Raw genomic sequence first — 13,495 nt, forward strand, 5'->3', positions numbered from 1 at the left:
CCAACCTTCTCAACCAGAACCGGTTGTCGAAAATCTCGAAGTTTTAGAAACACCAAAGTCGAACCAACCTTCTCAACCAGAACCGGTTGTCGAAAATCTCGAAGTTTCAGAAACACCAAAGTCGAGCCAACCTTCTCAACCAGAATCCGAACCAGTTGTAAAAAATCGGCCAATTAAAAAAAAGCCACAACCGAGTAGCGATTCTCGACCAGAACAGCCACCTGCTACCAAAAAGCGACAAATAGAAAGAAAAAAACAGGATAGCGACGGCAGCGAAAAACCACCCACAGGCGACTCAGAATGAACCAATTACCAATGACCAATTACCCCTTCCCAATTCCTAAAGGTTAGTAATGATTAGTAATATTATCGCCATTTACCGCAAAGAACTACAAAGCTATTTTGCATCGCCATTAGCCTATGCCATCGCAGCAGTCTTTTGGCTAATCACCGGCTACTTTTTAATAGCCATCCTCCTCGCCCCCGACGGGTTAATTCCCCAAATCGGCCAGCGAGACCAAATGGGAATTACCGAACCTCCCATCGACGTTGCTTACGAATTCCTGCAACTCTTCCTGCGAATCATGGGTTCCCTTTCCTTGTTCGTACTACCCGCACTTTCAATGGGACTTTACGCAGAAGAACGCAAACGTGGCACCTTAGAACTATTAGCCACATCGCCCTTAACAAACTGGGCAGTTGCTACCGGCAAACTCCTGGGAGTTTTAACATTTTATACCACAATGTTGCTGCCCCTGCTGTTCTGCGAGGCGATCGCCCTCAGTTCCTCAACCCCACCCGTACCCCCCGGAGTTCTTCTGCTAGGACACGCCGGCTTAATCTTACTAGCAGCAGGAGTATTGTCCCTCGGAATGTTTATTTCCTCCCTCACCGACAGCACAATTTTATCCGCCATCCTCACCTTCACTCTAGTATTATTTCTCTGGGTGATCGATGCAGTCGCCGTCAGTATCGGTGGCCCCTTCGGCACAGCATTAGGACATTTGTCGCTCTTAACAAATTACACCAATCTTGTCAAGGGAGTTTTCGATACCAGCAGTTTAATTATGTTTGCCAGTTACATCATTTTAGGAGTATTTCTGACAGCCCAATCCATCGATGCGCTGCGATATCAGCGTTCCTAAAAGCATCAGGGAAGGCTTCGGTGAATAAAGAGGAAAGAGTGGGAAAGTAGGAGATTTGGAGAGTTGCACATTAAAGTAAACACCACCAATTCCCAATCCCCAATTCCCAATTCCCCATTCCCAGTTCCCAATTCCCAATTAATGTTAGTTATTCCACTAATTACTTGAAAGAATGAGATTTATCAATCCCAAAATCGACTTTGCGTTCAAAAAAATATTCGGTTCCAGCGACAGCAAAGATATCCTGATTAATTTTTTAAACGCCATCCTTTATGAAGCCCAGCCGGTCATCGAAGACTTAGAAATAATAGACTCCCAACCAGAACCTCCAACTCTGGCAACCCAAGACACACACCTAGATGTCAAAGCCACAATTAACGGCGGTAGAATCGCCCTAGTTGAAATTCAACTGATCAACGTGCCTTCCTTTGGAAACAGAGTTTTGTACAATGCTGCCAAAAGCTACAGCCAGCAATTAACAGGGAAAGAACGCTACGAAAGACTAAAAACAGTAATTTCATTGAAAATTGCCGACTTTGAAATGTTTGAAAATCAGCCGGAATTTATGTCAAAGTTTGTTTTTCAAGAAAAAGAGCAACAGTTTGAGTGTCCCGATACAGAAATAGAATTAGTATTTATCGAACTGCCAAAATTTAGCAAGGGATTAGCAGAATTAGAAACAGCCGCTGATCAATGGATTTACTTTCTAGAAAATACCAGCACTCTGGAGACAGTACCAGAAACATTGAGGGCAGTTCCAGAAATTCAGAAAGCTTTTAGCATTGCCAGCGAGGACAACTTCACTCAGGAAGAATTAAATGAATTGCAGAAGCAAGAACTGTGGATTCAAGACCAGCAGATTGCCATAGATGTAGCAAGAGAACAGGTGACAAAAGCTGCTCAACTCTCGTTAATATTGCGTCAGCTAGTGAAGCGCTTAGGCACAATACAACCGGAAACTGAAAACTGCATCCGTGAATTAGGGGTAGAGGAATTAGAAGCACTAGGAGATGCCGTGCTGGATTTCAACCATCAGTCAGATTTAACAGCATGGTTGCAGGCTAATGCGATATAGAATAACATCCTCGAAGCGGAATTTTCTCACTCAATATTTACATTATGAAAATTAGCAAAAAAAATTGGAAATATGTTTTTTTGCTGGGCCCCCTCCTCATCGCAGCGGGGGTAACAGCAGCACTTGTATCTGGAGTATGGGACCCCCTGACAGTCGGTTTAGTTATTGCCGGAGCAGTGACGATCGCACTTTGGCTGCTATATTTGAGTTACGAACAAAGCTTTTGGGGCCAGCGTTCCACTCAAGCCAGCACCAACGCCCTGATTGCTACCCTCGCCGTCTTTGTGATTCTCGGAGTAATTAACTTCATAGCCGTTCGCTATCCCGTCCGCATCGACTTAACCGAAAGCCAACAATTTACGCTGGCCCCGCAGACTCAACAAATACTGCGAAACCTGCAACAAACAGTCAAAGTTTGGGTATTTGACCCCATCCAAAACCCCCAAATTAAAGAATTGCTGCAAAGCTACAAACGCGAGGGAGGCGACAAGTTCCAATTCGAGTTTGTTGACCCGCAGGCCCAACCAGGAAAAGCGCGGGAATTTAGCATTACCAGCATCGGAGAAGTTTACCTGCAATCCGGCGACAAAAAACAGGTATTGCAAAAAGGTGGCACTGCTTTTGGTAGCGACCCAAATCAAGGTCTTTCAGAGATAAAACTTACCAATGGCTTAGAAGAAATCCTGAGCACTCGCGTTGCTACAGTTTACTTTTTGCAAGGCAAAGGAGCCCGCCCGCTACAGGAAGGTCAAGGCGGAATTCAGCAAGCTGAAAAAGCTCTGAAAGATAAATACTACAACGCCCAAACACTGAATTTGACCGAACGCAAAGAAGTGCCAGAAGATGCAGATGCTTTAATCGTTCCCGGGCCGGACAAACCGTTTTCCGATACAGAAATTAAAGCACTAAGAGCTTATCTCGATCGCGGAGGCAGTTTATTGTTAATGGTAGACCCGGCAATTGATACGGGATTGGACAAATTGCTGCAAGAATGGGGCGTCAAACTAGACACCCGTTTGGCCATTGATGCTTCGGGCACTGGTCAAAGATTTGGCCTGGGCCCTACGGTTCCCACAGTCAGGCGCTACGGCGAACATCCGATTACTCAAAGTTTTGGCAACGGTATTTCATTTTATCCATTTGCGCGTGCTTTGGAAACCTCGCCAGTAGAAGGGATAGAGGAAAAACCGCTGATTTGGACGAGTCAGGAAAGTTGGGCGGAAAGCGATTTGACGACTAAGAAATTGGAGTTCGATCAGAAGACCGATCGACAAGGCCCGCTATTATTAGGTGTAGCTTTAGTTCGATCGTCCACTGACAGCACTCCCTTAAAGCCCTCCCCTTCACCAACACCAACTTCGCCCTCGCCTTCACCCCAAGCATCACCGACAACTTCGCCCTCGCCTTCACCCCAAGCATCACCGACAGATTCACCATCGCCGACAGATTCACCATCGCCAACAACTTCACCATCGCCGACAGATTCACCATCGCCGACAGATTCACCGTCGCCGACAACTTCCCCATCGCCGACAACTTCCCCATCGCCGACAACTTCCCCATCGCCGACAACTTCCCCATCTCCGACAACTTCCCCATCGCCGACAACTTCCCCATCTCCGACAACTTCCCCAACAGCTTCCCCAATCAGCTATTCGGTGATTGTCTCGCAAGAAGCTACGCCTCCAGCATTACCGACGACTTCGCCAACACCGGCAGCATCTCCGACAGCATATCCAGAAAGTTCGCCAACACCGACAGAATCTCCCACAGCATCTCCCACACCGACACCAGAAACATCTCCCACAGCATCTCCCACAGCATCTCCCAGTCCAACCGCAACTCCTTCTGTGCCTTCAACTCCTAGAAAAACATCGCGAATGGTAGTAATTGGCACATCTCAATTTGTGACTAACGGTTGGTTTGACCAACAACTCAATAGTGACGTGTTTCTCAATTCAGTCAGTTGGTTGAGTAAACCAGACCAGCAAAGCTTTTCTATCAGTCCGAAAAAAGCTACCAACCGCCGTATTAACATGACGACCATCCAAGTAGGATTGCTGGTGTTAGCTTGGCTAATTTGGCCTTTACTCGGACTGGGAATTGGCGGCGCTATCTGGTGGAAGAGAAGATAAGTTCGCCAACAAATTCTGTAAGGAATTTAATGGATTTATTGGCCTCTTTCTGGTTTTTTCACCTCTTACCCATAACCAATTCCTAATTCCTAATTCCGCAAGGTGCGCCCTGCCGCGCACCTTACCCATTGTCAATTCCTAATACTTCGGCTACGCGAGCGTACAAGTTCCTAATTCCTAATTTCCCTAGGGTGCGTCTCTTACCCATTCCCCATTCCCCATTCCCCATTCCCCATTACCATGCCGAATTCGTTGTTACTATGAAATTGCAGAAAAATACATTAGTATTGATAGCCGTCGCGCTGAGCATGACGGGGTTGGTTGCTTTGTTCGAGATGCAAGTATCTCCGAAAGAGGAAGCCGCTAAGGAAGAAAAACAGAAAATTTTTGCTTTTAACTCCGATCGCATACAATTCTTTACAGTCAAAACTCCCGAAAAAATATTGACTTTTGAACGAGTTTATGCTACAAAAGGAGGCAAGTCTAGCTGGGAAATGAAATTGCCAGTGCAAGCACACGCGAGTCAGGCATCGGTGGATTTTTTGCTCGACAGGCTGGCAACAGGAAAGAGCGATCGCACGATTAATATTACTGCTGCTCAACTGCCCGAATTCGGTCTCGACCAACCCCAAGCTACAGTCACAGTAAAACTGGACAACCAGGAAACTCACCGCCTAGTTTTAGGCAAAACAGACTTTAGTGGCCGCTTCTTGTACGCTCAAGCCAATCCGCCGGAAGCGCCCCCTCAAAATTCCGCCCTAAATTTGCCCGTGCTGCTAGTGCCTTTTGACTTTAAAAATGCCGTCCAGCGACCTTTGTCAGAGTGGAAAAAAGCAGAAGCACCCAAAACAGAGAAACCGCAAAAACCCTCTCCCACGCCAAGTCCTGAGAACAAATAGATGCCCAGTCGCTCTGAGATGTTGCACCATTCTCAATAAGGCTTTTATGAACAGGCAAGATGCCTGTTCCACAAGAACATTTACTCTTTGTGGAACAGGCATCTTGCCTGTTGCTGACAATGGTGCGCTCTGGGATAGAATTTAAAGAACAAATCCCAAAACCTGTTACATCCAACATTCCTCACCTAAAATACAGAAAAGTCTAAACTTAAACTGTATTTAAGTGGCGTGCATTACCCCCAGGAAAGGGCGAATATGTTTCAGACAGCACTCAACCAAGGTACGACAGCAACGGATACAGCGCTTGACGTTGAACTCCGCAAGGTCTTTAAGGTATTTAACGGCGAAACCGCAGTCCGCGGAGTTGACCTCAACATCCGCCAAGGAGAATTTTTTAGCATCCTCGGGCCTAGCGGCTGCGGCAAGACTACGACGCTGCGCTTAATCGCTGGGTTCGAGACTCCCTCGGCGGGCGAATTGATGATTCGCGGCCAGTCGATGACCAACACTCCAGCTTACCGCCGTCCGGTAAATACTGTGTTTCAAAGCTATGCTTTGTTCGGACACATGAATGTCTGGGACAATATCGCTTTTGGATTGCGGATAAAAAAACTGGGGAAAGCGGAAATTGAAGAACGGGTACGGGAAGTTTTGCAATTGGTGAAAATGGAATCTTTCGCCAACAGGTTTCCCGGTCAAATGTCGGGCGGCCAGCAGCAGCGGGTGGCTTTGGCGAGAGCTCTGGTAAATCGACCGGCGGTTCTGCTGCTGGACGAACCTCTGGGTGCTCTGGATTTGAAGTTGCGGAAGCAGATGCAGTTGGAACTGTCGAATTTGCATCAAGAATTGGGTTTGACTTTTGTGATGGTGACTCACGACCAAGAAGAGGCGATGAGTCTGTCTGACCGGATTGCGGTGATGCACGAGGGCAGGATTGAGCAAATTGGCTCTCCTGAAGAAATTTATGAGTGTCCGCAGACGGCATTTGTGGCGGATTTTATTGGGGATACGAATTTGTTTTCTGGTACGGTGGAATCGATCGACCGATCGACTCTTACAGTTCGCACATCAGCCAATCTGAAAATAGTCGTTCAGCAGTCGGATATGTGGAGTGGTGTCACAGGCGACTCTGTTGTGGTCAGCGTTCGGCCGGAAAAAGTATATTTGAATCTCTACCAGCCGGAAGTTTCCGTCAACTGTTTTGAAGGGCGGCTCAAAAATACTATGTACATGGGCACGCACGTTCATTACGTGGTTGAGTTGGCGTCGGGCGATAAAATTACTGTACGCCAGCCAAATACCGGTGGCTCTTTCCCAGACCCGCACACGCCGATTTACGCTTATTGGGGAACTACTGATTGTCTCGCTTTGACCGATCGGAATTAGTCAGTTGGCAGTTGGTAGTTGGTATTAGTCATTAGTCATTGGTTATTTGTTGGTGGTTGGTTCTCCTAACAAATAACATAGGACAATTCCCAATTCCCAATTCCCAATTCCCCAATCTTCAATCTCCAAATCTAAAATCTAAAATCTAAAATCTAAAATCTAAAATCGAACTGTGCCTCCGACTAACTTACCAATTTCCAGGATTTTTCCGGCTAATTCTACACGCCGTCAGTTCCTAAAAAATTCGGCGGCGACAATTTCCGGGTTAGCTGTTTCGAGTTGCGGCTGGCGACTTGCAGACGTACAATCTGCTCCTCCCGTCAAAGGTTCGGCAGACCAACTTTTCATCTATACTTGGGCAGGCTATACCGATGACGCTTTGCTCGATCGCTTTGCCGAAAAAACAGGCATTCGCGTAGTGGCCGACGTGTTTAGCTCCAACGAAGAGATGCTGGCGAGAGTTCAAGCCGGTGGCGCGCGCGCCTACAGCATCATTTACCCGTCGGACTACATGGTGGTTCAAATGACGGAACTCGGGCTGTTGAGTCCATTAGACCACTCGAGTTTGGGCGGGATCGATCGGCTCCGAAAACAGTTCCAAAACCCTGTTTATGACCCAGGAAACCGCTACAGCGTGCCTTTGAGTTGGGGAACCACAGGCTTGATTTACAACACCGAACAACTCAAAGAAGCTCCTGAAGATTGGGAATATTTGTGGCAGCACAAACAGGAGTTAGCAAAGCGAATGACGCTGGCGAGTGATGTTCGAGAAGTCATGGGCGCTGCGTTGCGGATGCTGGGCTATTCTCTGAATTCTACGAACCAAGAGCAAGTGAAACAAGCTTACGAAAAGTTGGTGGAACTCAAACCGGCGATCGCATCTTTTACTACTGATGCTTGGCGGCCTCAAATGCTGACGGGGGATTTGAAGGTAGCTATGTGTTATTCTTCTGATGCTAATGAAGTAATTTCAGATAACGATAAATTGAAGTATGTCCTCCCCAAAAGCGGTTCTTCTCTGTGGACTGACACTTTAGTAATTCCTAAAGGTTCTCCCAATCCCGAAGCAGCTTATAAATGGATTAACTTTATGCTGCAACCCGATGTGGCAGCTTCTTTAGTAGAGCGACTCAGTTTTTCAACTCCTTCGGAAGATGCTTTTAGTTTGTTGCCGCCGGAAGTGCGCGAAAACGACATTCTTTTCCCTTCGGAAGATATTTTGAAAAAGTGCGAAGGTGTGGCTCCGGTAGGGAAATTTATGGAAGTGTACGATCGCTATTGGACTCAATTAACCAGCGGCTAATCCTCAAAAGTAGGGCGGGTTTTACAGCCTATCTCTGATTCTCACCCAATATTTACATCAACCCGCCCCCGTACAGCAGATAGCCCACTCTATCCGTATTATATCCGCGTTAATCCGCGTTCATCAGCGGTTAAAAAATCAAAAAAATTGATCTATGGCTGTTTCAACTAGAACTCCCCCTCCTATTCCTCCCAATTCTCCTTTGAAGGCTGAAACTGTTTCCCCGTGGTCTGCTTGGGCTGGGCCACTGGCATTGCTCGGCCCTTCTGGCTTGTTGCTGCTTTTATTATTAGTCATACCAACTTTGGTGATTTTTCAGCTTAGTTTGGTGCCGAATATTAAACCGGGAGATTTGGTGAATCCTTCGGGAATCGGCAATTACCTGCGAGTGTTTGAGCCGCTGAATTTGCAGGTGATGGGTCGATCGCTTTTTTTCGCAACGGGGACTACTATTCTGTGTCTGCTACTGGGATTTCCCGTCGCTTACTGGATCGCCCTCAATGTCTCGAAAAAGTGGCGGAATTTAACTTTGTTAGGCTTTGTATTGCCGCTGTGGACTTCTTCGCTTTTGCGATCGTATGCTTGGATTACAATTTTGCGTCCTACGGGTGTTCTCAACTCGCTCCTGGGGTTTTTGGGCATCCCTCCTCTAGAATTGCTCAATCAAAGTTCCGCAGTTCTCATCGGCATGGCTTACAGTTATTTGCCTTATATCGTGACAATTCTCTACGCTTCTTTGGAAAAGTTAGACCGCAGGTTGCTAGAAGCATCTCAGGATTTGGGCGCGAATCCAGTGGAAACTTTCTGGAAAGTGACAGTACCTCAGACGATGCCGGGAATTGCTGCGGGTTCTTTGCTAGTATTTATTAGCAGTTTGGGCGATTTTGTCGATCCAGAGTTGCTCGGTGGAGCTTCCAGCATGACGGCGGCTCGTTTGATTTACAATCAGTTTTTGGGGGCAACTCAAAATTGGGGGCTGGGTTCGGCTCTGAGTATGGTATTAATCTTTGCAGTGAGTATCGGAATTGCCCTTTTGCTCAAATATGGCGATCGTAATGCAATTTAGGATGTAGAAGGAAGAAGCAATTTAGGATGTAGAAGGAAGAAGCAAGAAGGAAGAAAACAATCCTAATTTTTCCTATTACCAATTACCGATTACCGATTACCAATTACCGATTACCGAGAAATGGAAAATACCCCCGAAAATCCACAGGAGGAAATACAACCCGATATGTACTTAAAACCTAAATTTAAGATTTCTTGGCAGGTGATATTTGCCGTTGTGATGTTTTTTTATATGTACCTGCCCATCCTGGTACTCACCTTTTACAGCTTTAACAAATCGCGTTTTAGCGCCGGCTGGGAAGGATTTACTTTAGATTGGTACGTTAAATTATTTAGCGATACGCGGATTTTAGTTGCCCTGAGAAACAGTTTAACAGTGGCTGTTTGTGCAGTTGCAATCTCGGCTGTACTCGGCACTTTGATGGCAGTTGGTTTAGCCCGCTACCGCTTTCCTGGCAAGAGTTTATATCAGGGAGTTTCCTACTTGCCGATTATTATTCCAGATATTGCGACCGCAGTTGCTACTCTGGTATTTTTAGCGGCGCTGGCTATTCCTCTGAGTTTGTGGACAATTGTCGCCGCTCACATTGTGTTTTGTCTGGCTTACATCGCCCTAGCTGTTTCTACTAGATTGGCAGATTTAAACCCGTATTTAGAAGAGGCTGCCTTGGATTTGGGTGCAACGCCTGTTGAAGCTTTTATTCAGGTTTTGCTCCCTCAATTAATACCGGGAATTGTGTCGGGTTGTCTGCTATCTTTTGTCCTCAGCATGGACGATTTTTTGATTGCGAGTTTTACCGCAGGTAGCGGGACTACAACTCTGCCGATGGAAATTTTTAGCCGGATTCGGACTGGGGTGAAACCTGATATTAATGCTCTCAGCGTGCTGTTGATAGTAGGTTCGGGAGGATTGGCGTTTTTAGCGGAATATTTGCGCGGCCGGGGCGAGCAAAAACGGGCTCATTAGTCATTGGTCATTTGGTTATTAGTCACCAAAAAACCCGGTTTCTCAACGAAACCGGGTTTATGAAGCGGTATGGTGCCAAGTACGAACCCTACAAAAGTTCTGCGTCGAGGACTCAATTGCTGCTACTTGGCTGGTAATTTCACTTTAGTAGCCAAACCTAGTGCTTCCAAAACTTGAATTGTCATCCAAGTGAAGTCAATTTCCCACCTTTCCATCCCGTGACGCGCAGAGTATTGATAAGCATGGTGGTTGTTGTGCCAGCCTTCGCCGTAAGTCAAAAGCGCAACCCACCAACAGTTAGTAGAACTATCCTTTGTTTCGTAAGTGCGGTAGCCAAATTTGTGAGTGGCGCTGTTAACAAACCAGGTGCAGTGATACACCAAAACTAAGCGGACAAAAATTACCCACACTACAAACGGCCAGCCTGCTGCTAAGTAAAGCAAGACGCCAAAGACGATTTGCATCGGGAGAAAGTAGTTTTGCAAAAACTGGTAAAAGGGGTCGCTCGAAATGTCTTTTGTGCAGCGGGAAATTTCAGCGTGAGCTGGACCTTTATATAGCATCCAGCCGATGTGACTCCACCAAAAACCCTTTTGGGCATTGTGAGGGTCGAGCGCATTTTGGTCAGAGTGAGTGTGGTGCAATCGGTGCAGCCCAACCCAATCAATTATTCCTCCTTGACAGGCAAGGGCTCCGCAAAATGCTAGAAAGTATTCTACGAATTTTGGTGTCTGAAAACTGCGGTGGGTGAGCATACGATGCCATCCGAGAGTTATTCCCAAACCGCCGGTTATCCAGTGCATGAATACTGTTAAACCAACTGCTGTCCAATTGAAGTTACTGGGTAGCAGTGCGAACAAAGCGCCGATATGAAGTCCTGCTAAACTAATAACGTGCTTCCAATTGTATTGGAGTTTTTCTTGCGTTGCTATTGTCATTCTTTTTTTGATTTCTGATGAGATGCCGACCGGGATTCACGCATAATAGTTTGGATTGAGCAGTGAACTTTTTTGCTGCACACTTGCCCAAACTAATAAAGAATCAATGATAGATTTGGGATTAGGATTGAAAAAGATTTACGGTTGTATTTTGAAAATAAAAAATTTGGCTGCCCAACAAAATTTTTTCTTCCCAATTATATTATAACGGATTCTGGTTTTGGTTGGGTCGATCGCACCAGAGGATTCGATCTGTGTTCAACCCAACCTATACCGATCGCAAAAAACAGGATTAGGCATTGGTGACCAGCCATTAGTCCATAACTGATGACCTACAACCAATGACTAATTGCCGATCGCTATTTTTCTGCTAATTTCACTTTGGTTGCCAAACCCAGCGATTGCAGCAGTTGAATTGTCATCCAGGTGAAGTCGATTTCCCACCATTGAAGGCCGTGGCGAGCCGAGTATTGAAAAGCGTGGTGGTTGTTGTGCCAGCCTTCGCCGTAGGTGAGCAAAGCCACCCACCAGCAGTTGGTCGAGCGATCGCCCGACTCGTAGGTGCGGTAGCCGAATTTGTGGGTAGCGCTGTTAACCAGCCAAGTGCAGTGGAACACCACCACGATCCGCATAAACACGCCCCAAACCACGAAAGACCAGCCGCCTAATAAATAAAGCAACACACCGAAGACAACTTGGATGGGGATAAAATATGCTTGGAGAAACTTGTATACTGGGTCGTCGCCGATGTCTTTAGTAAAGCGGGGGATTTCAACTCTGATCGGAAGATCCGAGAGCATCCAACCCATGTGGCTCCACCAGAAGCCTTGATTGGAATCGTGGGGATCTGTTTCGGTGTCGGAATGTATGTGGTGTAACCGGTGCATTCCTACCCAGTCGATCGGGCCACCTTCACAGGAAAGGGTACCGCAAATAACTAGAAAATACTCTAGCCATTTCGGTGTTTGAAAACTGCGGTGGGTGACGAGGCGGTGAAATCCGAGAGTAATTCCTAAACCACCTGTTACCCAATGCAGGAAGACTGCTAGCCCGACCGCAGACCAGCTAAAATTACCCGGCAGCAAAGCAAATAAAGCACCGATGTGCAGAAAGGCCATAAAGCCTACGACAGGCCAATCAGGAGAAGTTTTTTTGGAAGTTGCAATCGTCATGAATATATTATGTTTACAAACTAGGGGCCGCATCTACGCCATAATGAACAGCGCGCACGCAAAGGGTGAGCGAGGTATAGATGAATAGCGTTTCACGGCTACAGGAAGCAGAACAGGCACTCTTTCAGATTTTTTCTGGTATTGACACTACAGTCAAGCAAAATCTTCAACGAGTCTTAAAAGCTTTTCGCAGCCACCGGGTTGGAGTCCACCATTTTGCAGGGGTTACGGGTTACGGCCACGATGATTTGGGTCGGGAGACTTTGGACGGGGTGTTTGCCGAAGTGGTAGGGGCCCAGGCCGCGGCTGTCCGGGTACAGTTTGTTTCGGGTACTCACGCGATCGCCTGTGCTCTTTTTGGCATCCTGCGTCCTGGTGACGAAATGTTGGCAGTGGCTGGTTCTCCCTACGATACTTTAGAAGAAGTGATCGGCTTGCGGGGGCAAGGTCAAGGTTCACTGCTTGAGTTTGGCATTAGTTACCGTGAGTTGCCTCTAACTCGCGAAGGAAGTTTGGATTGGCAGGCATTGAGCTCTACTATTTCAGCAAAGACTCGCCTGGTTTTTATCCAGCGCTCTTGCGGCTATTCTTGGCGGTCGAGTTTGTCTATTTCTGAGATTGAAAAAATCGTCGCCATAGTCAAACATCAGAATCCTAACACAATTTGCTTTGTTGATAATTGTTACGGGGAGTTTGTTGATGATTGCGAACCTACTGCTGTGGGTGCGGATCTGATGGCTGGTTCTTTAATCAAAAATCCGGGGGGTACGATCGTCCCTGCTGGCGGTTACGTCGCCGGCAGGGCTGATTTGGTGGAGGCGGCAACTTGTCGCTTGACGGCGCCAGGAATTGGCAGCAGCGGCGGCGCAACTTTTGATTTGAATCGGCTGCTTTTTCAGGGTTTGTTTATGGCTCCGGGTTGTGTGGGAGAGGCGATGAAGGGCAATCATTTGACGGCTTATGTTTTTTATAAGTTGGGTTATCGAGTGAATCCTATGCCTTTGGCTAGAAGACGAGATGTGATTCAGGCGATCGAATTCGGTTCTGCTGATAAGTTAATTGCTTTTTGTAGGGCGGTTCAGCAAAATTCCCCCGTCGGTTCCTATTTAGATCCGGTGCCGGCTCCGATGCACGGGTATGAAAGTCAGTTGGTGATGGCTGGGGGTACTTTTATTGATGGGAGTACGTCGGAGTTTTCGGCTGACGGGCCTCTGCGGGAGCCTTACGTGGCTTTTTGTCAGGGGGGCACTCATTGGACTCATGTATCGATCGCTCTTGAGGATGCGATCGAAGCTGTGGGCCCAGCTAAGTAAGTTGTAGGGGCGGTGCGGTACGGGGGTTCCCTGACTTTGCATGGTGATTTTTGGGGATTTTTTGACCGCAGATGCAGGCAGATTGACGCTGATGTTG

Annotated in this window: 12 protein-coding genes and 1 pseudogene; 11 read left to right on the forward strand and 2 right to left on the reverse strand. The window is 47.0% G+C overall.

Translation table 11 applies throughout. The annotated features are described in order from the left end of the window. From QUA77_RS17510 to QUA77_RS17555, 10 genes and pseudogenes are all read left to right on the forward strand, one after another. Nucleotides 1-304, forward strand: a pseudogene (locus tag QUA77_RS17510) (hypothetical protein); the annotation flags it as partial. A gap of 49 nt (nucleotides 305-353) precedes the next feature. Next, nucleotides 354-1,145 (forward strand): ABC transporter permease, encoded by a 792-nt coding sequence (locus QUA77_RS17515; RefSeq protein ID WP_333336685.1) that lies wholly within the window; start codon nucleotides 354-356, stop codon nucleotides 1,143-1,145. 172 nt (nucleotides 1,146-1,317) lie between these two features. Continuing rightward, complete coding sequence (locus QUA77_RS17520; RefSeq protein WP_333041404.1) at nucleotides 1,318-2,220, forward strand: Rpn family recombination-promoting nuclease/putative transposase; 903 nt, start codon at nucleotides 1,318-1,320, stop codon at nucleotides 2,218-2,220. A 44-nt stretch (nucleotides 2,221-2,264) separates the two neighbouring features. Then, nucleotides 2,265-4,355 (forward strand): Gldg family protein, encoded by a 2,091-nt coding sequence (locus tag QUA77_RS17525; RefSeq protein ID WP_333451455.1) that lies wholly within the window; start codon nucleotides 2,265-2,267, stop codon nucleotides 4,353-4,355. A 260-nt stretch (nucleotides 4,356-4,615) separates the two neighbouring features. Then, a complete protein-coding gene (locus QUA77_RS17530) occupies nucleotides 4,616-5,254 on the forward strand; it encodes a DUF4340 domain-containing protein (protein WP_333451457.1) in 639 nt (212 codons plus the stop codon). A 59-nt stretch (nucleotides 5,255-5,313) separates the two neighbouring features. Beyond that, nucleotides 5,314-5,460: a hypothetical protein gene (locus QUA77_RS17535; RefSeq protein WP_333451459.1), complete on the forward strand. Its 147-nt coding sequence runs from the start codon at nucleotides 5,314-5,316 to the stop codon at nucleotides 5,458-5,460. A 49-nt stretch (nucleotides 5,461-5,509) separates the two neighbouring features. Continuing rightward, nucleotides 5,510-6,640 carry an ABC transporter ATP-binding protein gene (locus QUA77_RS17540; protein WP_333451461.1) on the forward strand — a complete coding sequence of 377 codons (1,131 nt, stop codon included), beginning with the start codon at nucleotides 5,510-5,512 and terminating at the stop codon, nucleotides 6,638-6,640. Nucleotides 6,641-6,812: 172 nt separating this feature from the next. Then, the gene (locus tag QUA77_RS17545; protein WP_333451463.1) at nucleotides 6,813-7,943 is read left to right on the forward strand and encodes a spermidine/putrescine ABC transporter substrate-binding protein; all 1,131 of its coding nucleotides are present in this window, start codon (nucleotides 6,813-6,815) and stop codon (nucleotides 7,941-7,943) included. Between the two features lie 154 nt (nucleotides 7,944-8,097). Next, a complete protein-coding gene (locus QUA77_RS17550; protein WP_333041408.1) occupies nucleotides 8,098-9,009 on the forward strand; it encodes an ABC transporter permease in 912 nt (303 codons plus the stop codon). 120 nt (nucleotides 9,010-9,129) lie between these two features. After that, nucleotides 9,130-9,975 carry an ABC transporter permease gene (locus QUA77_RS17555; RefSeq protein WP_333041409.1) on the forward strand — a complete coding sequence of 282 codons (846 nt, stop codon included), beginning with the start codon at nucleotides 9,130-9,132 and terminating at the stop codon, nucleotides 9,973-9,975. A gap of 122 nt (nucleotides 9,976-10,097) precedes the next feature. Here the strand turns inward: QUA77_RS17555 and QUA77_RS17560 are convergent, their stop codons facing one another. Continuing rightward, nucleotides 10,098-10,913 (reverse strand): fatty acid desaturase, encoded by an 816-nt coding sequence (locus tag QUA77_RS17560; RefSeq protein ID WP_333041410.1) that lies wholly within the window; start codon nucleotides 10,911-10,913, stop codon nucleotides 10,098-10,100. A 359-nt stretch (nucleotides 10,914-11,272) separates the two neighbouring features. Continuing rightward, nucleotides 11,273-12,085 carry an acyl-CoA desaturase gene (locus tag QUA77_RS17565; protein ID WP_194063518.1) on the reverse strand — a complete coding sequence of 271 codons (813 nt, stop codon included), beginning with the start codon at nucleotides 12,083-12,085 and terminating at the stop codon, nucleotides 11,273-11,275. A gap of 80 nt (nucleotides 12,086-12,165) precedes the next feature. Between QUA77_RS17565 and QUA77_RS17570 the strand changes: the two genes are divergently transcribed. Next, a complete protein-coding gene (locus QUA77_RS17570; protein WP_333041411.1) occupies nucleotides 12,166-13,398 on the forward strand; it encodes a methionine gamma-lyase family protein in 1,233 nt (410 codons plus the stop codon). Nucleotides 13,399-13,495 lie beyond the last annotated feature (97 nt).

This window comes from Microcoleus sp. K5-D4 (assembly GCF_036704575.1).
Taxonomy (GTDB): domain Bacteria; phylum Cyanobacteriota; class Cyanobacteriia; order Cyanobacteriales; family Microcoleaceae; genus Microcoleus.